General features: G+C 39.1%; 15 protein-coding genes and 1 tRNA gene. 6 read left to right on the forward strand and 10 right to left on the reverse strand.

The features are described from left to right. Positions 1-110 precede the first annotated feature (110 nt). Positions 111-195, reverse strand: a tRNA-Ser gene (locus tag ACWICE_RS16670). 192 nt (positions 196-387) lie between these two features. On the opposite strand from ACWICE_RS16670, the gene ACWICE_RS16675 reads away from it, so the two are divergent. From ACWICE_RS16675 to ACWICE_RS16685, 3 genes are all read left to right on the forward strand, one after another. Next, a complete protein-coding gene (locus ACWICE_RS16675; RefSeq protein ID WP_454298821.1) occupies positions 388-1,242 on the forward strand; it encodes a tetratricopeptide repeat protein in 855 nt (284 codons plus the stop codon). A gap of 24 nt (positions 1,243-1,266) precedes the next feature. Further along, positions 1,267-1,797, forward strand: coding sequence for a YfiT family bacillithiol transferase (locus ACWICE_RS16680; protein WP_454291172.1), 531 nt, complete (start codon positions 1,267-1,269; stop codon positions 1,795-1,797). A gap of 71 nt (positions 1,798-1,868) precedes the next feature. Then, positions 1,869-2,486, forward strand: coding sequence for a hypothetical protein (locus ACWICE_RS16685; RefSeq protein ID WP_185216319.1), 618 nt, complete (start codon positions 1,869-1,871; stop codon positions 2,484-2,486). Between the two features lie 62 nt (positions 2,487-2,548). On the opposite strand, the gene bglX is transcribed toward ACWICE_RS16685, so the two are convergent. The 6 genes from bglX to ACWICE_RS16715 form a co-directional block, all read right to left on the reverse strand. After that, the gene (bglX, locus tag ACWICE_RS16690; RefSeq protein WP_454298822.1) at positions 2,549-4,831 is read right to left on the reverse strand and encodes a beta-glucosidase BglX; all 2,283 of its coding nucleotides are present in this window, start codon (positions 4,829-4,831) and stop codon (positions 2,549-2,551) included. Positions 4,832-4,892: 61 nt separating this feature from the next. Further along, positions 4,893-6,266: a glucoamylase family protein gene (locus tag ACWICE_RS16695; protein ID WP_185212128.1), complete on the reverse strand. Its 1,374-nt coding sequence runs from the start codon at positions 6,264-6,266 to the stop codon at positions 4,893-4,895. Positions 6,267-6,272: 6 nt separating this feature from the next. Further along, complete coding sequence (locus ACWICE_RS16700) at positions 6,273-7,910, reverse strand: glucoamylase family protein (RefSeq protein WP_454298823.1); 1,638 nt, start codon at positions 7,908-7,910, stop codon at positions 6,273-6,275. A gap of 59 nt (positions 7,911-7,969) precedes the next feature. Further along, entirely contained in the window at positions 7,970-9,394 is a 1,425-nt protein-coding gene (locus ACWICE_RS16705; protein WP_454298824.1) for a RagB/SusD family nutrient uptake outer membrane protein, read from the reverse strand. An 18-nt stretch (positions 9,395-9,412) separates the two neighbouring features. Further along, positions 9,413-12,514 (reverse strand): SusC/RagA family TonB-linked outer membrane protein, encoded by a 3,102-nt coding sequence (locus tag ACWICE_RS16710; RefSeq protein WP_254527144.1) that lies wholly within the window; start codon positions 12,512-12,514, stop codon positions 9,413-9,415. A 406-nt stretch (positions 12,515-12,920) separates the two neighbouring features. Further along, positions 12,921-15,779 carry a triple tyrosine motif-containing protein gene (locus ACWICE_RS16715; RefSeq protein ID WP_454298825.1) on the reverse strand — a complete coding sequence of 953 codons (2,859 nt, stop codon included), beginning with the start codon at positions 15,777-15,779 and terminating at the stop codon, positions 12,921-12,923. A gap of 86 nt (positions 15,780-15,865) precedes the next feature. On the opposite strand from ACWICE_RS16715, the gene ispE reads away from it, so the two are divergent. Next, a complete protein-coding gene (gene ispE / locus ACWICE_RS16720; RefSeq protein WP_454298826.1) occupies positions 15,866-16,672 on the forward strand; it encodes a 4-(cytidine 5'-diphospho)-2-C-methyl-D-erythritol kinase in 807 nt (268 codons plus the stop codon). Between the two features lie 116 nt (positions 16,673-16,788). On the opposite strand, the gene ACWICE_RS16725 is transcribed toward ispE, so the two are convergent. Together ACWICE_RS16725 and ACWICE_RS16730 are read right to left on the reverse strand one after the other, a co-directional pair. Then, positions 16,789-17,523 carry an LOG family protein gene (locus ACWICE_RS16725; RefSeq protein ID WP_254527152.1) on the reverse strand — a complete coding sequence of 245 codons (735 nt, stop codon included), beginning with the start codon at positions 17,521-17,523 and terminating at the stop codon, positions 16,789-16,791. Further along, positions 17,516-18,358, reverse strand: coding sequence for an ATP cone domain-containing protein (locus ACWICE_RS16730; protein WP_185212135.1), 843 nt, complete (start codon positions 18,356-18,358; stop codon positions 17,516-17,518). Before ACWICE_RS16730 ends, ACWICE_RS16725 begins: the two co-directional genes overlap by 8 nt. 118 nt (positions 18,359-18,476) lie before the next feature. On the opposite strand from ACWICE_RS16730, the gene ACWICE_RS16735 reads away from it, so the two are divergent. Both ACWICE_RS16735 and ACWICE_RS16740 read left to right on the forward strand, forming a co-directional pair. Continuing rightward, entirely contained in the window at positions 18,477-18,770 is a 294-nt protein-coding gene (locus ACWICE_RS16735) for a YgaP family membrane protein (RefSeq protein WP_185212136.1), read from the forward strand. Positions 18,771-18,837: 67 nt separating this feature from the next. Next, the gene (locus ACWICE_RS16740) at positions 18,838-19,521 is read left to right on the forward strand and encodes an SIR2 family NAD-dependent protein deacylase (protein ID WP_185212137.1); all 684 of its coding nucleotides are present in this window, start codon (positions 18,838-18,840) and stop codon (positions 19,519-19,521) included. Between the two features lie 186 nt (positions 19,522-19,707). Here the strand turns inward: ACWICE_RS16740 and ACWICE_RS16745 are convergent, their stop codons facing one another. Then, the gene (locus ACWICE_RS16745; RefSeq protein ID WP_185212138.1) at positions 19,708-19,953 is read right to left on the reverse strand and encodes a hypothetical protein; all 246 of its coding nucleotides are present in this window, start codon (positions 19,951-19,953) and stop codon (positions 19,708-19,710) included. Positions 19,954-19,968 lie beyond the last annotated feature (15 nt).

Below are 19,968 nucleotides of genomic sequence, written 5' to 3' on the forward strand. Positions count from 1 at the left end.
TACCCCAGACTCAAACCCTGAACCCCCTTCGGGTCGAACCCCAGCCATCACAAGGTTCGATCCCTCACTCACGCAAAAAAGCCTTCATCTTACGATGAAGGCTTTTTGTGCGGAGAGTGAGGGATTCGAACCCCCGAACCTGTGACAGTTAACGGTTTTCAAGACCGCCGCATTCGACCACTCTGCCAACTCTCCGCGACAAAAGTAGAAATTTTTGTACGCTCTCCAAAACTTAATTATTATTAGCCTGAAAATGAGCTATATTATTTTTTACACCCTATAAAAAACAATAATTTATGACCAATAATCAGTTAAAAACCCTTAAAATCTTTCTCAACTTTTAGATTTTACCGTTTAATTCCCGACTTTAGCGTAAAGTAATTCGGCATGAAAAAAACATTTTTCCTTATTATTTCTTTGATTCAAATCGCTTATGCTCAAAAGTCCACTCTGACCTTTGAAACCAAGTTTTATGATGCTGAAGATAAATGGGTGATCTTTGATAAAAAGGAAAAACAGAATACTTATGCATTAGGATTTGTCTATCTGGACTCTGAGGCTGGTTATACTTTTAACTATCAAAGCGAACTGGAATATAAAAACAGTGAATTCCATAAAGTCCCTAGATTGGACACTAGCAGCAATATATTAATGAGGCTAGATCGCAATACTTTTAATGTGAAGGTCCTGACAGATGAACAAGTTAAAAAGCTAGGATTAGCAAACCCTCCAGAATGGCTCCAAAATTATAAACAGAATGCTGATTTTATTGAGACACGCGTCCATAGAGCATCCATGATGAATGGTGCTGGTGCGAGTATCAAAGCTTTGCCAATCCTGCAAAAAGCCTATCAGGAGAATCCACATTATCCGGGATTAGAATTTGAACTTGGATATGCCTATAATGCTACTGGAAGCTTTTATAAGGCTGTAATCGTCTTAAATAAGGCAATTGAAAATGATCCAAGTAACTTTTGGTATTACCGTGAACTTGGATTTTCCCTAAAGCATCTCAATAACTTACCTGAAGCCGAAAAGGTTTATAGAAAAGGAATAGAACTCGCTTCTGATAAAAACCAAGTCGCTGAAATGGCCATTAATATGGCTCAGAGTTACTTTCATGCCAAGGATAAAGCTAAATTTGATGAGTGGAAAAGCATTGTAGTACAGAATGCTGAACCTGAATCGCAATATCGTCAATACATTAATTACTTCGAGGAAAATTGGCATAAATCCAATTAAATTGAGGAATAAAAGCCTAATGAAATGCTAAAAGATCAACTTGAAAAGCTGAGGTACCCAATCGGTAAGTTCAGTCAACCTGAAAATATTAGTAAAGAAACCATTGAAAGCTGGATCAATACCATAGCTAAGTTTCCTGAATACCTAAAAAATGAAGTACAGAAGCTTCAGGAAAAAGATTTAGAATTGACGTATAGGGAAGGAGGTTGGACTATCAGACAATTGGTTCATCATTGCGCCGATAGCCATATGAATAGTTTTATTCGTTTTAAACTGGCACTCACGGAAGATACACCGATAATAAAACCTTATAAAGAAGACAGATGGGCTTGCCTTGCAGATAGTTTGCAACAAATTGAAAGTTCAATAAAGATATTGGAGGGTCTACATCAACGCTGGGCGACACTACTGGAAAGTCTTTCGGAAGAGGATTTGAAAAAGCAATTTATTAATCCTGAAAGCAAGAAGACAATCAGTATTGAAACTGCCATCGGAATCTATGCTTGGCACTGTAATCATCATCTTACCCATGTCATAAATGCTAAAAAACCCTAGATAACCGGTAAATCGCTATTATTAGAACAATAAAATCCTTAGATTTAAGTATATCAATAATAAATTCACACATGGAACAAATAACACCTTTCAATAGTGCCAGTCAAGCCATCGATGCCTTGGACAATGGTGGTCAATTTTATAATATTTTCACAAAAGCAGATGATGATCTCATCTCACAGTCAGAGGTTTCCAAGGTTGCTGGGGCGGTGCTTCAAAAACAAAAGGCAGTCCTGTTCCTGAATTTAGCAATGAAAAACCTTTCCCCTAGGGAACAACAGGAAATTGAAGGTAGGTTTGATGATAATCTTTCTGATAGTTTCCAGAAGTATACTCCTCAAGTAATAAACTCACATGGGGAATTGGAATCCTTGGATGCTGGGACTGCTGTTATTATAACTGGAGTACCGAGAAAAATCGAAGGAGAAGGAGTTATTTCTGGTTATATCTCGATTCCAGTAATTGATGTATTTACCCTGATACCAATCAGTGAAACCTATATCGTCTATGAAATAAAAGATGAGCTTTCTGGTCAATCGGTTCTGGTAGCACATGATAAGGATGCAGGACTATTGGCAGAAGCAAAATTGAATATTGCTGGAGTAATCAAACAATTTCAATTGGCCCAGGATGACGAAAGCGAATTCCAGAAATTTATTGAAGTAGACTTTTACAGCGAAGCAAAATAAAGAAGAGCGACCAATTATGGTCGCTCTTACTCATTGTTTTAACTATTATTATGCAAGTTCTTCTAGTCCATTAATTCAAATTCAGCTTCCTGAACATCTCTTGAATTGGTGCCCACATAGACCTTGAATTTTCCAGGCTCTGATACAAATTCTAACTGTTGATTATAGAATCGAAGATCTTCTTCTTCAATAATGAATTCAACTTCTTTTGATTTGCCTTTTTCTATAAAGATTTTTTGGAAGCCTTTTAATTCCTTAACAGGTCTTGTTTGGGAGCCTACTAAGTCTTGAAGGTACAACTGAACGACTTCCTCGCCATCAAAATTACCGTTATTCTTCACTGTAACCGAAACTTTTAGTTTATCTGCTTTATGGATGCTTGATTTATCCAGTTTTACAGCAGCATATTCAAATTTCGTATAGCTCAATCCGTATCCAAAAGGATATAAAGGTTCATTGCTCACATCTAGGTAATTAGACCTAAACTTCTGAAACCAGGCATCTTTAGCCAAAGGCCTTCCAGTATTCTTTTGACTGTAGTACATAGGCACTTGACCAACGTTCTGAGGAAAGGTTGCAGGAAGTTTTCCTGAAGGATTTACATCTCCAAAAAGTACATCAGCTACTGCTTTTCCGGTTTCAGTACCACCAAACCATACATTTAAGATTGCTGGGACATTTTTACTTTCCCAGGAAAGCGTCATAGGTCTTCCTGCGAATAACACCAATACCACTGGCTTTCCAGTTTTCACTAAAGCTTCTAACAAGCGCTTTTGGCTTTCAGGAATATTGAGGTCAGTACGGCTTGAGCTTTCACCGCTCATTTCTGAACTTTCACCCAAAGCAGCAACGATTACATCAGCTTCCTGAGAAACCTGGATGGCTGAAGCAATGATTTCCTCTGGATTACGGTCATCTCTCGGAATGGTACGACCAAACATTGTAGAACGCTCTTGTAAGGCAGCATCATCGGTAAGATTGGCACCTAAATGAGTTACAATTTTCACTTTATCACCCAAAACAGATTGCATGCCTTCCACTAAAGACTGCGTGTTTTTCAGATCAGCACTGACGCTCCATGTTCCTGGCATATTTGCTCCAGTATTAGCCAATGGTCCAATGACAGCAACCGTTCCCTGTTTTTTCAAAGGCAAAGTATTGCTTTCATTTTTCAGGAGCACGAAGGATTTACCTGCTGCTTCTCTAGCCAGTTTCAAGTGCTCAGGAGTCAGGATTTCTTTCTTCGCACGGTCTTCACTACAATATTTAAACGGATCTTCAAATAATCCTAATCTATATTTTGCCTCCAAAACAAAACGACAGGCCCTATTGATATCATCCTCTGAAACTTTACCTTCATCCAATGATTTTTTTAGGGTTGTCAAAAATCCTTCACCGACCATATCCATATCCACTCCAGCTTTCAAGGATAATTCGGAAACTTTCTGAAGATCCCCTAAGCCATGGTCGATCAATTCATTGACTGCCGTATAATCCGTTACAACAAGCCCATTAAATTTCCAGTCTTTACGCAAAAGATCGGTCAACAACCAATGGTTTGCACTTGCCGGCACTCCGTTGATATCGTTAAATGAAGTCATTACGGACATCGCACCTGCATCCAAAGCCGCCTTATAAGGAGGTAGATATTCATTGTACATCCTATTCAAGCTCATATCTGTGGTATTATAATCTCTACCAGATTCAGCAGCTCCATAGAGCGCAAAATGCTTTACGCAAGCCATTAGTGTATTGTTCTTGCTCAGATCTTCACCTTGATAGCCAACGACCATCTCTCTGGCAATCCGAGAGCTTAAGTAGGTGTCTTCTCCGCTTCCTTCGGAGATTCTTCCCCAACGGGCATCTCTCGAAATATCGACCATAGGAGAGAAGGTCCAGTTCAACCCATCGGCTGAAGCCTCAACAGCAGCTACACGCGCCGTTTTTTGGATTAATGGCATATCCCAGGTTGCCGCTAATCCCAATGGAATCGGGAAAATGGTTTTGTAACCATGGATAACATCCATTCCGAATATTATGGGAATCTTTAAACGAGATTGATTTACTGCCAATTCCTGGGCTTTACGGATTCGAGCAGGAGAGGTCATACTAAATATTCCCCCGATATTTCCAGCTTTAATCTTAGATTCCACATCCGTAGATACTACAGAACCAGTCGTCGCCTCACCGGCGGTAACCAGGTTCAATTGCCCAATTTTCTCTTCTATGGTCATTTTGTTCATCAGGCCATCGATGAAAGAATCCATCTTTTGATCCTGTTGGGCAAATAACATATTGGAACTAAGGATTAGTCCGCAACAGAGTATATTCTTAAAAAATTTCATTGCAAATTGATTCATAAAAACTCAGCCCATTAAGGGCTGAGCATTCATTACTAACCACTTATTATTTCAAATTTGGACTTTGAAATCCTAACTTTTTCAATCCTGACTGAATCTCTGGAGCTTGCATAAACAGATTCCAGATCAGACCAGAACGGTAATTTTCCATCATGACCACGATAGGACCTTGGTCGATGGCTAAGTATCGCTGCGGAAACCAATTTTCAGTTTCACTATAAGCATCATAAAAACCATATTTTCCCCATACCTTATCACCTAAATTATTGAACAGGTACCTCGCAAATGCTAAACTTTCTTTTGGGGTATAAGGGGTAGAGGACAAGGCGGCAGTCGGACTGATTACTGACTTATCGTTGTCAGGATGATGGGCATCATATCCTTTGATGGAGTATGAAGCGGTCCATCCCCAACCTTTATCAGCACCATATCCTTTATAATGATTAGGATTCTCTTCAGCATAGGCGATATTGATCTTAGCATGGTTCACGACTACTTCACCATAATCAACATACTGATCCTTTAACCCCGTTGGATTTAATCCTAAAAAGGAGTAATGGGCCCAGAATAATGGTCCAACCTGACCTTCTTTTGCATTATGCTTGATGCCTATTGGAATATCAAATTTTTTAAGATCCGACTTAATTTTTCCATCTCTTGCCCAACCTTGGTTGTACACCGCGGTATCAATGGCATGTGTAGGAGAGGAAGCCGCCAATACATAGGTTACCAGACATTCATCATATCCTTGAATAGGATGATTCATTCCGAAATCGTGGGTCGGACTCCAATGCCATAACAAGACATTCTTACCATTGGTATAATGATTCCAGTCGATTTCTTTCCATAGCTCATCAGCTTTGTTGGCAATGGTTTTCTGGGTATCAGATCCATTCTTCAAATATTCTCTCACTACGATCAGTGATTGAGCTAGAAATGCCGTTTCCACCAAATCACCACCATTATCCTTTTCACTGAAAGCTTTAACTTTTCCGGTATCTCCATGGTACCAATGTGACCAAGCTCCCTTGAATCTTGGGATTTTCCCCAAGTAATCCATGATATGGTTTAAGCGATCTTCTCCTTCTTTCTTGGAAATATAGCCACGCTCCATTCCAACGATCAACCCCATAATGCCAAATCCACTTCCACCGATGGTAACGACATTTTCATCGTTCTCAGGATAGACCCCATCGATATGGATTCTTTCTCTAGCCATTCCTGAATTAGGTTCAGCACCTTCCCAGAAATATTGGAAAGTTTGCTGCTGAATCTTGTTCATCAGGGAATCGTTTGAATGGGCAACACTATCTACAGACTGGCTCGTTTCTTTCTTGTTATCCGTTTTCTGTACGTTTTGACAAGATTGAATCCCTGCAGCTGCTAATAATAACCCGATTGTAATTGCTCGTATCTTCATAATATATTAAATGTTAGGAGAATTAAACCCTAATTTCTTTAATCCGTTTTTTACTTCTGGACTCTTCATCAATAAGTTCCAGATTAATTTACTGCGGTGGTTCTCTATCCCTATGATTATAGGTCCTTGATTGATTGCGATGTAACTTTCCGCAAACCAAGGCTCATCCAGGGAGAAGCCATCCTTGAAACCATATTGGCCCCATAATTTGTCACCAAGCTTATAATAAAAGAACTCCATGGCGTCCATAGATTCTTTTGGTGTATATGCCATGGATGTCAATGCAGCTGTTGGACTGATGATCCCTAGATCATTGCTGGGTGACATCGCTGAATATCCATTAGGGATATCACCTGCTGTAAGACCCCAACTACTTGCAGAATACCCATAAAATCCTTTCGGATTTGAAATACAATAAGCTCGGTTAATTAATGTCTGGTTTTTCACCTGTACCTCATAATCGGCATAAGCATCTTTTAATCCCATTGGATTGATTCCAAGAAAACTATATTGTGCTGTAAAAAGCGGTCCACCTTGATCTGGACCTAAAGGTAGTTCCATCTCAAAGAAACGCTTTCCATTTTTCATCTGTCCATTTCTGGCCCATCCTTCATCATAAACCTTTTTGTCAATGCTGAACTTATTGCTTCCAGCCGACAATACATAGGTGATCAATGATTCATTCCATCCTTGAACCTTCAGGTTCATATCCCAATTATGGTTAGGACTCCAATGCCAAAAGAGAACATTCTGCCCGTTCTGAAAGAAATTCCATTCCACCGCTTGGTATAAAGCATTGATATCAGCCGTTAAATTGGCGTCTTGAAAATATTCCCTAGCGACCATTAGCCCTTGAAAGAGTAGGGAGGTCTCAACGATATCGGCGCCATTATCTTTCTCACTAAAAGGCTGGGTTTTTCCCGTCCCACCTTGGTACCAATGCGAAAAAGCGCCATGATATCTATCCGCTGTCTTGAGAAAGGAAACAATTTTCTTGGTTCTTTCCAATCCTTCAGATTTACTGATAAAGTTTCTGTGAATCCCAGTTACGATAGCCATTAAACCAAATCCAGTTCCTCCAGTGGTAACTGTTTCAGTAGAGCTATTTCGTTCCCTGATCATTCCAGAGCTAGGATGTGCAAAGGTCCAGAAATAGTTAAAGGTCTGCTTTTGAACCAAGGTCATTAACTCATCCTGTGAAATCCTCTTGAACTTGTCAGAAGGGTCAAACGCTGTATTGAATGAATAGTTGTATTGTTGGTTTAAGGGATTATTAACATTGCTTTTCAGGGAATTCTTTACCAATACCTCATATTTGGATAGTGGGTTTAAGGCTTTAGTCGGAGTAATGGAAACCTTTTTACCTGCTTCAAGTAGTTTTACAGTGCTTGAAATTGCGGATTTATTGGCATCCAAAATCTGAATGGAGTTATTTAGATCTTGATTCGAAACATTCTCATCAAACTCAAGAATAAATTCAGGCTGAAGCTCAATTCCTTTGGAAGCAATTTGCAACACCTTATTTCCGTTGCTAACAGAAGTCAGTGCAAAACTGGTACTAGGAGGTTTATCAGGGGCTTCGTTTTTAGAACAAGCCATGAAAACTGAACTGAACAATAAAATAGTGGAGTATAGATTTCTCATGCTTGAAAGTGGTAATAGAAGGGAAGATCCGAAGACCTTCCCTCTAATTGTATGAAAATTTACCAGCCAGTATTTTGAACCATATCTGGTGTCTGAATCAATTGATTATCTGGAATAGGGAACAGATAATGTTTAGCAACGAACGGTTTGCCGGCAGCTTTCATCGCTGCTTCGGCTTGTTTGGTCCTTACCAAATCAAACCAACGATCATGTTCCATTGCCAACTCTAAACGACGTTCCTTCCAGATCGCTTGACGGATGGCTACTTGACCTGAAGCTGTTGAATTAGCCAGCTTAACACGAGAGCGAACAGCATTCAAAGCAGTCAAGGCTTCGGATGTATTGCCCAATTCATTGGCAGCTTCCGCTTTGATTAAGTAGATTTCACCTAAACGTAAGTACCTAAGGTTTTTATCTGTATCGCCTGCTCCACCATTTGCAGATGAATAAGCCTTTTCGTTGTACATTTCATTCTCGGTATTTCCGATTAGTAAACCATCAAACATGGTTTCATTTCTGAAAATAATGGTAGCATCGCGGCGGATATCATCTTTCTCCGCATTGAAAGCATCCAATAAGTTTTGAGATGGTGTATTGAATCCCCAACCAATTCCAGCAGCTCCACCACGTGGACCTTGAGTTTGCGAGTATTGTTGTATACCGTGGGCAATTGAAGACCCTCTAGCCTGAACTTCGAATAGAGATTCGGACCCGTTTTCACCTGCAAGTCTCCAGATCTTGGCGTAATCAGGCTCTAAAGAATATTCTCCAGAACTGATTACTGCTTGTGCCAAATCAAATGCTTGCTGCCATTTCCCTTGGTATAGATATACCTTGGATAATAATCCTTGAGCAGCACCTTTAGTAGCTCTACCCAAATCTTTAGCGGCATATTTGGACTTATCAGGAAGGTTATTGATTGCAAACTGAAGGTCAGCTTCAATGTATGCATATACTTCAGCCTGAGGAGCCCTAATGATCAGGTCTTTCTCCTGGATAGGAACATCGCCCCAGCCACGAACTAACCAGAAATAATTCAAAGCTCTCAAGAACCTTGCTTCACCGATATACCTGTTTTTCAAGGTTTCATCCGTCAAACCATATTCTTCTGTGTATTGAATGGAATTGGTCGCTCTACCGATAGACTTGTACCATTGTTCCCATAAAGCTGCAAATGAACCAGCAGTAGAGGTGTAGGTTAGGTTATCTAAGATATCTTTGTCACCACCAGTATCTGTAGGTGAAGAACCTTTTTCTGAATTATCCGAAATGATTTCTGTAATCCCCAAGAAGGAGAATCCATAATTCCAGTCCGTGAACATACCATAGATACCATTCACTAATACTTCGGGAGAGTAATTTTCATTACTGTCTTCAGCTTCAATTACTTCCTGGGATGGCACGTCTAAAAAATCCTTGGAACAGCCAGTCATCAAAAGACCTGCAGCTGCCAATAATGCTATATTTAAATTTCTAAATTTCATGTTGTCGTCATTAATTAATTAGAACTGAACATTGATACCAAACAAGAAGTTTCTTGTAGTAGGGTATGCCGATAACTCAATACCTGAAGTCAATGCAGGGTTACCATCGCTAGCAATCTCTGGTGAGAAACCAGTGTACTTGGTAAACATAAATGGATTCTGCGCTGTGAAATATAACCTCATGTTTGAAGTAGAGTTATATAACTTTTTGAAGGTATAGCCTAGGGTAATGTTATTGATCCTGAAATAATTACCAGACTCTAAGTAATAACTAGAAGCATATGAATCTCTATCAGCTCCTGGATCGGTGTTAGATTTGTTATCTGCTGTCCAACGGTTGTTGAAAGTATCCTCAGTAATGTTTTCACCACCATTGATCCTAGTTCCTTTCAATGCATTGTAGATCTTGTTACCTGCAACACCATATCCTGAAAGAGAGAAATCAATCGCTTTGTAGTTGATACCTAGGTTCACACCGTAAGTAGAAGTTGGCATATACGATCCGAAGAATACTTTATCCCTGTTGTCGATTACACCATCATCATTTTGATCTTTATAGCGTAAGTGACCCGGACGAGGAGTACCATATTTTGCATTGTTTGCAATTTCATCGGTATTTTGCCAAACACCATCGGTCTCCCACATCCACCAGCCGTAGATTGGCTGTCCGGATTTGATCTGCTTAGTGATCTGACCATTTGCAAGACTACCACCGATAGCTCCGTCATAAGCTGCTTTTACATCAGTCAACTCATTGTGGTTGTAAGAGTAGTTAACTCCGATATTGTAATTAAAGTCCTCAGAAACTGAATTTGCCCAGTTTAAGATCACTTCAATACCTTTGTTTCTTACCTTACCACCGTGATCGTAGAAGTTATTGGCGAAAGGAGAGTTCAAGATTGGCTGAACATTCATCAATACGTTTGTATTCAACTTGTTGTAGAAATCTACGGAACCCGAAAGTTTTCTATTGAACATTTCAAAATCCAAACCTACACCAGTTTCTTGAGTTTTCTCCCAAGTCAATGGTAATGCAGGGCTACCAAAAGCTGCTCCCAATACTAGGTCTTGACCAGGGCCAAATACGTAGTTGTAGTTTGAACTTCCTTCAGCAGTCAATAATTGAGAAACGTTCAATGGAATATCTTGGTTTCCTAATACACCCCAGTTTGCTCTTAATTTCAAGAAATTCAATACGGTATTGTCTTTCATGAAATCTTCATTGGAGATGGTCCAACCTAAACCAAATGAAGGGAAGGTCGCATAGTAGTTACCTGTGTTTCTGAATACACTTGATCCATCACGTCTGATGGTCGCTGTTGCATAATATTTACTGTTGTAGTTATATTGAACACGACCGAAATAAGAAGCTAATGCTCTTGGTGTATAATAAGTTTGGTTCAACACCTTGGTATAATCTGCTGAAGCCATGTCTATGTTCCAATATTGCTCCAAAACAGGTAGGTCATATCCAGTTCCTGAAAGCATATTTGAAATATTAGATTTCTCCCTAGAGAAACCGGCAACTGCGTTTACTTGATGACCATTGAAGTTTTTGTCAAATGTCAAGAAGGTTTCCCATTGCCATCTGAAATCTTCGTTCTTTTTGTACATCAAGCTGTTGTTTGCATATTGAGTGACATTTGGATTGTCATTTTTCAATTTATTGAAATCAGCCTCTGTACGAAGTGGATTACCATTTAACCATGCATCTTTGATGTCAGTAAAAGATCTTTCATTGCTGAAGATCTTAGTTCCACCGATACGTGAATTGATCTTTAAGAAATCAAAGATTTGATATTCCGCTTCGATACCACCTTGAAGACGAGTATTGTTCAACAATTGATTAGCTCTTTGGATTGCATAAACAGGGTTACCGATCGAGTTCAAGTTACCAGTCGTTTCACCAGGTTGAGTTTGGTATCCAGCAACACCAGTTGAAGAATTGTAAATTGAAGTACCATAACGACCGTTATCAAACATAACTGGAGCCAATGGAGTCTGACGGTAGGCATCATTAAATGCACTGAAAGGTTTTGGCGTAGATTTATTGAATGATAGGTTTAAGGTTTGGATAAACTTAAGTTTGTTGTCCAAAAACTTGTAGGTATTGTTGTTTCTAATGGTATTTCTAGTGAATTTAGAACCGTCGATAATACCTTGTTCAGTGAAATTATTTGCACTGAAGAAATAGTCTACAATTTCAGATCCACCAGAAATATTGATGGAGTTATTGAATACGGTACCATTTTGCAAGATTTCATCAAACCAATCCGTATTATTTGCTTGGTTTGCCGCCAATAAAGTACCTCTTCCGATTCCCTGAATATTTTCGTTATAATATTGGATATATTGGGAAGCATCAGCCATCTTAACACGGTTCAACATGTTTTTCATACCTGCATAGCCCTCGTAGCCAATCTTAACAGAACCAACTCTACCTTTTTTGGTAGTAACCATGATTACACCGTTCGCAGCACGAACACCATAAATGGAAGCCGAAGAAGCATCTTTCAATACGTTAATGGATTCGATGTCTGCAGGGTTGATTGAATTAAGGTTATCAGTTGGGAAACCATCCACGATATACAATGGATTTCTTCCCCCTAATGCTGTTCCTAGACCGCGGATAGTAACTTGTGGGGTAGAACCTGGAGCTTCTGAAGCTGTTACGTTCAAACCAGCTACTTTACCTTGAATAGACTGCATAGCTGACATGGCTGGTTGTTTCACGATTTCTTCAGCCTTAACGCTTCCAATGGAACCCGTTAAGTCTACTTTCTTCTGTGTACCATAACCGACAACCACAACCTCTTCTAAAGCCATGTTCTCGTCGTCTAAGAAAACATTGATTTGATCTTTGTCGCCAACTGCGATGCTTTGCGACACGTATCCTATAAAAGAGAATACCAATGAATCAGTAGGGCTAGCCTCTAAGCTAAAACGGCCTGCCTCATCCGTCTGAGCTCCTCCTGATTTACCACTTATAGAAACGGAAACTCCAGGCAAAGCAATCATGCTTTGGCTGTCCTTTACCGTACCTGTAACGGTTTTGCTTTGACCGTATAGCCATGTAAAGCTGATAAGGAAAACAAAGGTCAGTGTAAATAACTTCCTCATATAACAAATGGTTTAATTGAGTGAATAATGTTTAGTAAGTAAAAAAGTGTTTGTTCACTTAACAAATATGTGATGTATAAGTTTGTAATTAAAATAATCCATATATACATTACTACTACATTCAATTTTTACTTGCTCATTTAAATGTTATATAAAAGTTATATGTTTGATAACTAAATGTTTAAAACAATCATATTCATCACAAGTTAATTAAGTTAGTGTATAAATAACACATAATTGATATTAGCGTAATGATGTAGTGATGTAGTACTGGAAAGTAAATATTTAACAAATATTTCAAGTGTTTTTAGCAGTTCATATGCTAAAAAAGAGCAGCATTTTAGCAAATGAGTGGTTACTCATTAAGAAATTTAGCTAATGAAAATGAAATAAAAGGAGGGATGCCCTACAGTTCCAAAAGGAATTCAGTAAGGTTCTTATTGGTAGGTAAATTCAACTTCTTTCGCAGTCTATACCTGCGGATTTCGACGCCACGGGTACTGATGTTCAAGAGAGAAGCTATTTCCTTGCTGGACATATTTAACCTTAAATAAGCGCATAACTTCAGGTCATTGGGAACCAAGCTAGGGTATTCAGATTTAAGCTTCTTAAAGAAGTTCTCATGCGCTTCATTGAAGCTCTTCTCAAACAGATCCCAGTCCCGGTCATCACTATGTGCTTCATCGATCAGTTTATTTACCTTTCGCAATTGATCGTTGCTCAATTTGTTCCCACTGGAGTCATTTAGATTGGTCAGTTCATGATGCAGATTATTGAGCATCTCATTCTTATAGACAATGTTCATAGCCGCATTGGCCAGTTCCCTGTTCTTACTTTCCAATTCCTGTTCCAATTGCAAGTTCTTCAAGGAAATCAATTTTTTCTCATTGGCAGCAGCCTCACGAGCCATACGTTCTTCTTGTTCCTCCAATAATTTCTTCTTGACCTTTCGCTGATGCTCCAACAACCTGTTTTCATACCATTTCTTACCGAAGTATATCACAGCAGCTAATGCAATGAAATAAGCTAGAATAGCAGGCCAACTCAGGTACCATGGCGGTAATACTTTAAATGAGACAGAGGTTATCTCAGATTTTATACCATTAGGAGTAATAGCCCTGACCTGAAAGGTATAACTTCCAAAGGGTAGATTGGTGAAATCCTTAAATGCAATTTCTTCCCATGTAGACCAAGATTCGGTATATCCTTCCAGATAATATTGGTACTTCAATGCTGAAGAGGAATACCAAGCTGACGCAAAAGAAAACCTGATATTATTTTCCTTATTCGGGATCTCAAGTTCATCATAAATTGAATAAGGATCAGATGTGGTGTTCCAAATACTTGTAATGATAGGTTTAGGGATGTTTTGCTGAACGGGATATTGATTGAAATACAAGGCAAAGCCGTTATCCAAACCAATTAGAGAGAGGTTTTCATCCACATTTAATACCTGCTCATAATCGTTCATCATACGGCCTTTTAGGGAATTCCATGAACTGGAATCAATCTTTAACTTGCCATCGCTTAGAAACTGTATTTTGGCCAAATGCGACTTCTTGATAAACCAATAAGCATTATTATGGATAGGGATTATTTTATTTGCGGAAGCAAAACTAGCCAATTGGCTGTTCAGTTCTTCATAGGGTTTGAAAGCCCTTAGGATATTGTCAAATAAGTAAAAACCGGAATCACTTGCAAAAACAATATTATTGGCCAAATTATAGATCCCATGCAATTTGCTGCCTTTTGGCAAGCCATTATTCTCTAATTTAAATTCCAATGCATCTTGATAGTTTGGACTTAATTTAAAACTGAAAACATTCTGTGAGTTACTCAACCAAAAGCTTTCAGGTCCAATCTGCATTATATTCCTAATTGGGTCCTTTTTATAGGAAAACTGTTTTACAAAGCTTGCATAAGGATCACTCTGCATCAAACTCACACCCGTATAATTAGCCTGGAGCCAATATTTAGAATCTCGCATGGAGACAAAATCCCAAGCACCGGTAACCGAAGAAACCTGACGCATGCTATTTCCCTCAACCACAAATGTTCCATTATTGTGGCCACAGATCAGTTGACCTTTGATATTGGCCAATTTCCATACCTGACCTTGGGAATTGGGCACGATCCTAAAATTTAAAGACTTATAATCGTTGACCCCTTGCCAATCACTTACAAAGAGGCCTTGATTGGTGCCGAGATAGATCTTGTTGTCAAAGATTATCGAGCTATAGACCGTACCGATATTACCCGTCAGGTCTGAGTAGTAATATAATGGGCTATTGATGTCAATCCGATCAATGCCATTGTCTAGTCCGACCCAAAGATTGGATTGCTTATCTACGGCTAAGCTGAGGACCGTATTGTTCTGCAGACCATTGTTTTTATTGATATGCTGAACAATTTCGCCAGCTTGATTCACAATGATGACTCCATTTTGGATGGTACCAAATGCATATTGGTTTCCAAAAAGCTTGACAGCATTATTGATCTGATATTTTTTCAGCAAGTCCTGGGCTTCGGTTTTCCAAGGCTCCATGCTACCATCGGCATTCATCTTGTAAACGCCATTGCGATCAGTCCCGATCAATACTTCATTGGAACTATAGGGAAGCATAGCTAAAATATTATATCCTAATAGCATATGTTTATCTTTTATCGCAATTAACTTGCTATCATTGAGTTCATGCAAACCAGAAGGGAGTTGCTCAAAATACATCTTCCCGTTTACCTGGAAGCCAAATAAAAATGGCTCGCCATCAGCGGTGATGGTTTTGATCTGGTTGTTTTGATAGAGGTAACTTTTGGAAAAGGTATGGAAATAAATCTTATCACCATCAATGATGATCCGCCAGATTTCATCATTTTTTAATGCCTGTTGATCGCTGACCAATCCGGATAAACTGCTGTATTCCATTTTCCCATAGTCGGACCGGGTCCAATAGCCAAATTCTCCAGCTCCACCAACAAATATCCTTCCTGCGGGATCAATATTTACGCTGCGTAGACCAGCATGGTTTTTCATCCGATAAAGTTCCCATTCCTGGCCATCGTATTGAAGAAGACCTTCTGTATTCGCTGAATAGATCATTCCTTCCGGACTCACGGCTATGCCCCAGTTTTGGTTTCCGGCGTGGTAGACAGTCTTACTGTACTGCTGCACATAAGGAGAACCGACACGCGGAATATTCTGACCATTTGATTCGACAAAATGACCAACAATAAATAAGATAACTAGGAAATACTTCAGCAACTTCATATTCTTAAGGACCAAATATAACAAAAGCTACTCATGAACATTAAAATTCTCATTGGCTACTTAAGGGAAAATCATTTAATTTGTATATGCTGAAGTTCGCAAACGCTAAAATTAACCTTGGTTTACACATCCGTAGCAAAAGGCAAGATGGATACCATGAGCTGGAAACCATATTCTATCCAGTACAGATCTATGATGTCCTTGAAATACTGCCGGCAGAAAAACTGGAAATCCAGATCTGGAATTCTGATCTCCTTGCGGATGATCAAAACCTTTGCCTTAAAGCTTTCCGTTTCCTGCAACAGGACCACCATATAGATCCTGTAAAAATTCATCTATTGAAGAACATCCCGATTGGTGCAGGTCTGGGCGGTGGATCTTCAGATGCCAGCTCAACCTTAGAGCTTTTAAACGATTACTTCAAGTTAAACTTAAGCAAGGAAAACCTGAAGCAATATGCAGCAAAGTTGGGAGCAGACTGTCCATTTTTTATTGATAATAAGGCCATGTATGCGGAAGGGATTGGAACCGAACTCAGCGAGATCCAACTCGACCTAAGTCCATACAAGATCATAATAATCAAACCGGAAATTCACATCTCTACGGCTGAGGCATACAGCAGAGTCAGTCCTATGGTTCCAAGTGTAGACTTGCGAGAAGCGATAAAACTTCCTATTCAAGAATGGAAATATCATATCATCAATGATTTTGAAATTTCCCTCTTTGATCGCTACCCATTAATAGGGGATATTAAAGCAAAACTTTATGAAAAAGGAGCTATCTACGCTTCAATGAGTGGGTCAGGTTCATCAGTATTCGGGATATTTGAAGAAAACGTAGACTTAAATGAATTAAATAAATACGGAAAAGTTTTTATGCCAGTTGAATTATAACATCGTAATCCACTGGCATAAACACAGTTCTTTACAATCTCCAAATCAGTTTGTAAGTAAACATTTAGAGATGCCCCAAAGTCTAAATACTAAATACCAGCTACTAAGTACTACAATTAAATAGCCTTTTTCTCGCCCAATATCCAATTTGGTTTTGGTTCCTTAAGCTTGATGATCTTATTCGTGTCTGCATACTTCATGATATGCAGGGCAGCTTCAGTGATATCATCCGTAAACAATAATAAGTCTTGATCCTCTGGACTGATCGTTTTTGCCTCGATCATCATATCGACATGTTCCTTGATGTTTTTATGATAATCCATGCCCATAATAACGATTGGAAATTGAGAGATCTTTTTGGTCTGTATAAGGGTCAGGGTTTCAAAGAATTCATCCAAAGTTCCAAAACCACCTGGCATAATGACAAAAGCAAAGGAATATTTACGGAGCAATTCTTTTCGGACGAAGAAATAATCAATATTTACAAACTTATCCATGTAAGGATTGTGCTTCTGTTCATGGGGCAATACAATATTGCAGCCCACTGAATTTCCATCCACGTCCTTTGCACCCCGATTGGCCGCTTCCATTATCCCAGGGCCGCCGCCAGTCATGATGGTAAAACCTTGGTCAGCTAATTTTGCGGAAAGCTCCCGAGCCTGAACATAATAGGGATGATCTTCTCCAAAACGCGCAGATCCAAATACGGTGACACATGGACCAACGAAATGTAAGGTCCGGAATCCTTTCATAAATTGAAATACAACACCGATGGCATATTTCAATTCATTCCATCTACCTCGAGCACCTTTTAGGAAATTGATTTCCTCACGTACAAATTTATTACTCATGTTCTAATGGGCTATTAATTAACTCATTTGCCTCTTTCAGGATAAGTTTTTGTTTATCCTTTGCCACTTGGATTTTATCCAAGATTTGGGGAGACTTAACCAGGTCCTTAACTAAAATACATTGAAATTTCAAAAGCATCGCTTTATCTTGTTCCGACACATTGGTCAAGCAGGTCACCGGATATTCCGCATTGCTATCAACACGGGTCTTCAAACAACTTCCTTTAGGATAATCCCATGAAAGTAAGTTTACATTGTAATATTTTCCGAAATCAATGGAATCGCTGGTAAGGTATGCGTTTGTCACCAACCAACCATCCGTAAACTCATGGTCTTGGTTGAAGAAACGATAAGATATTCCCGTAATATCCTCTTTTCTAGATTTAAAGTACATGGGGGTAGTCACGGAGATCTTGGCATCGGCGTCATTCCTGAACTTACACTCAATGGCCAACATTTCATCGCCTTTTAAGGCAACTACATCAATTTCGTGGCTTACGGCATGACCTTGAACGGTCTGACCGGTTACAGCCTCGTAGCCATCTTCTTGGAATAACCTCGCGATCCATTTCTCAAAATAGAAGCCTTCTGGCCCCAATTCACGAATAGCCCGTTTCAGACTATATCGTGCGGCATAGGAATTCTTCTTGCCTCTAAGGGCATTAAATGCCATTTCGTATAATTCTTTGGTAGGAATCCCATCATATACCGAACCTTTGATAGATTCATAAACCATATTGACTTCTTGTTCATTGGCTCCAGATCGGGTTAAGGAGCGACGTAATGCTGTTTCATCGAAAGGTACCAGCTCACCTGAATATTTTTTTACGCGCATGTTTTTCTTTTCTGTCTGAATTTACAAATATTAATGTCCTAAACACAAAATTTATACCTAACTGGAAACATTTTAATTTTTCAATCGTTATATTGTAGAGGAATAAATTTCGAAAATTATGAGCGGTATTTTAAATTTTGCAATTGACAAAGTAAAAACTAAACTAGAAGAATCCTGCGAATATGGTAATGTGGGAACATCAGAACGTATATTATCAGTAATTGCTGGCGGTTTCATTATCGGTATGGGAGCTAGAAAGCTTCTCAAAAACCCGATTACAGCTTTCTCTGGAATTACACTAGGGGGCGCACTTGTACTGAGAGGTGTCACGGGTAGTTGCCCAATCAAGGAAGCAATTGAAGAAAAGAAACCCGAAGCTACAGTTATTGAGCATAGATATTTTGTGAAATAATATTCACAATTCATTTTATAATCGGTTTCATTTTATAATGAAACCGATTTTTTTTAATCCATTTTCCATGAAAAAAATAGTTGTATTTACAGGTGCTGGAATATCCGTAGAGAGTGGCCTGCCAACATTTAGGGGTTCAGATGGACTCTGGGAAGGCCATCGCGTAGAGGATGTCGCTACTCCTGAAGCCTGGGAAAAAGACCCTGAATTAGTTCAAAATTTCTATAATAAAAGAAGGTCAGATTGTTTGGCAGCAGAACCTAACCATGCCCATAGGAAGCTGGCCGAACTGGAGAAAGATTATGATATCACCATTATCACCCAGAATATCGATGATTTGCATGAGCGTGCGGGCAGCAGCAAAGTGTTGCATCTACATGGACAGATCAGGAAAGGACAGTCATCCATAAATCCAAATCTTATCTATGACATCAACGGGACGGATATTAAGGACGGGGACCTATGTGAGCTCGGTTCTCAATTGCGCCCACATGTGGTCTGGTTCGGAGAAGCAGTTCCAAATATGAATGAAGCTTATAAAATAGCAAGGCAGGCAGATGTCTTCATAACCATTGGAACATCCCTGCAAGTCTATCCTGCAGCAAACCTGATCTACGAAACTAAACCGGACTGCAAACTTATCCTTATAGACCCAAATGCTGAGCAATATCGCGTACCACCAGTAGTGCTGAAAATAGCTGAAAAAGCGAGTGTAGGAGTGGATTATTTGGCAAAATATCTACCCAAATAATATTTTGTAACCACATATAACTATGCTATTTATCAGTATTTTATAGTATTTATTTAATTTTTAGGTTTTACTTAAATAAAAACTAGAACATAAAAAAAACCTGTATACCAAATAATATTTGGTATACAGGTTTTTAGTTTTTTAACAACTACGTAATCTGATACTTACGTATATTATATCAACTTATTATTGATATTTGTTGTAGGTTTCTATAATTGCAGCTCTCATCTGAACAAAGAGGTCAAGAACCTTCTTCATAAACTCTTCATCAAGCATTTCAAACACGCCATTGACTCCGCCAACAACATCTACTTCGGCTATTTTATAGGATTGCTCCAAAGTCCCTTGTTCAAACTTGATGATAAACTTTTGGTTCATCCCGAAGATGCTGATCTTACAGTCAGGATGTGGCAACTCAGCTAGTACTCGCATATCTTTTCTTATGTA

This window comes from Sphingobacterium sp. NPDC055346, assembly GCF_053645235.1.

Coding starts and splice junctions, on each gene's coding strand:
- ACWICE_RS16685 (WP_185216319.1), top strand. CDS start 1,869: ATGGAACAAATAACACCTTTCAATAGTGCCAGTCAAGCCATCGATGCC.
- ACWICE_RS16695 (WP_185212128.1), bottom strand. CDS start 6,266: ATGAAGATACGAGCAATTACAATCGGGTTATTATTAGCAGCTGCAGGG.
- ispE (WP_454298826.1), top strand. CDS start 15,866: ATGCTGAAGTTCGCAAACGCTAAAATTAACCTTGGTTTACACATCCGT.
- ACWICE_RS16680 (WP_454291172.1), top strand. CDS start 1,267: ATGCTAAAAGATCAACTTGAAAAGCTGAGGTACCCAATCGGTAAGTTC.
- ACWICE_RS16675 (WP_454298821.1), top strand. CDS start 388: ATGAAAAAAACATTTTTCCTTATTATTTCTTTGATTCAAATCGCTTAT.
- ACWICE_RS16715 (WP_454298825.1), bottom strand. CDS start 15,779: ATGAAGTTGCTGAAGTATTTCCTAGTTATCTTATTTATTGTTGGTCAT.
- ACWICE_RS16730 (WP_185212135.1), bottom strand. CDS start 18,358: ATGCGCGTAAAAAAATATTCAGGTGAGCTGGTACCTTTCGATGAAACA.
- ACWICE_RS16745 (WP_185212138.1), bottom strand. CDS start 19,953: ATGCGAGTACTAGCTGAGTTGCCACATCCTGACTGTAAGATCAGCATC.
- ACWICE_RS16700 (WP_454298823.1), bottom strand. CDS start 7,910: ATGAGAAATCTATACTCCACTATTTTATTGTTCAGTTCAGTTTTCATG.
- ACWICE_RS16705 (WP_454298824.1), bottom strand. CDS start 9,394: ATGAAATTTAGAAATTTAAATATAGCATTATTGGCAGCTGCAGGTCTT.
- bglX (WP_454298822.1), bottom strand. CDS start 4,831: ATGAAATTTTTTAAGAATATACTCTGTTGCGGACTAATCCTTAGTTCC.
- ACWICE_RS16725 (WP_254527152.1), bottom strand. CDS start 17,523: ATGAGTAATAAATTTGTACGTGAGGAAATCAATTTCCTAAAAGGTGCT.
- ACWICE_RS16740 (WP_185212137.1), top strand. CDS start 18,838: ATGAAAAAAATAGTTGTATTTACAGGTGCTGGAATATCCGTAGAGAGT.
- ACWICE_RS16710 (WP_254527144.1), bottom strand. CDS start 12,514: ATGAGGAAGTTATTTACACTGACCTTTGTTTTCCTTATCAGCTTTACA.
- ACWICE_RS16735 (WP_185212136.1), top strand. CDS start 18,477: ATGAGCGGTATTTTAAATTTTGCAATTGACAAAGTAAAAACTAAACTA.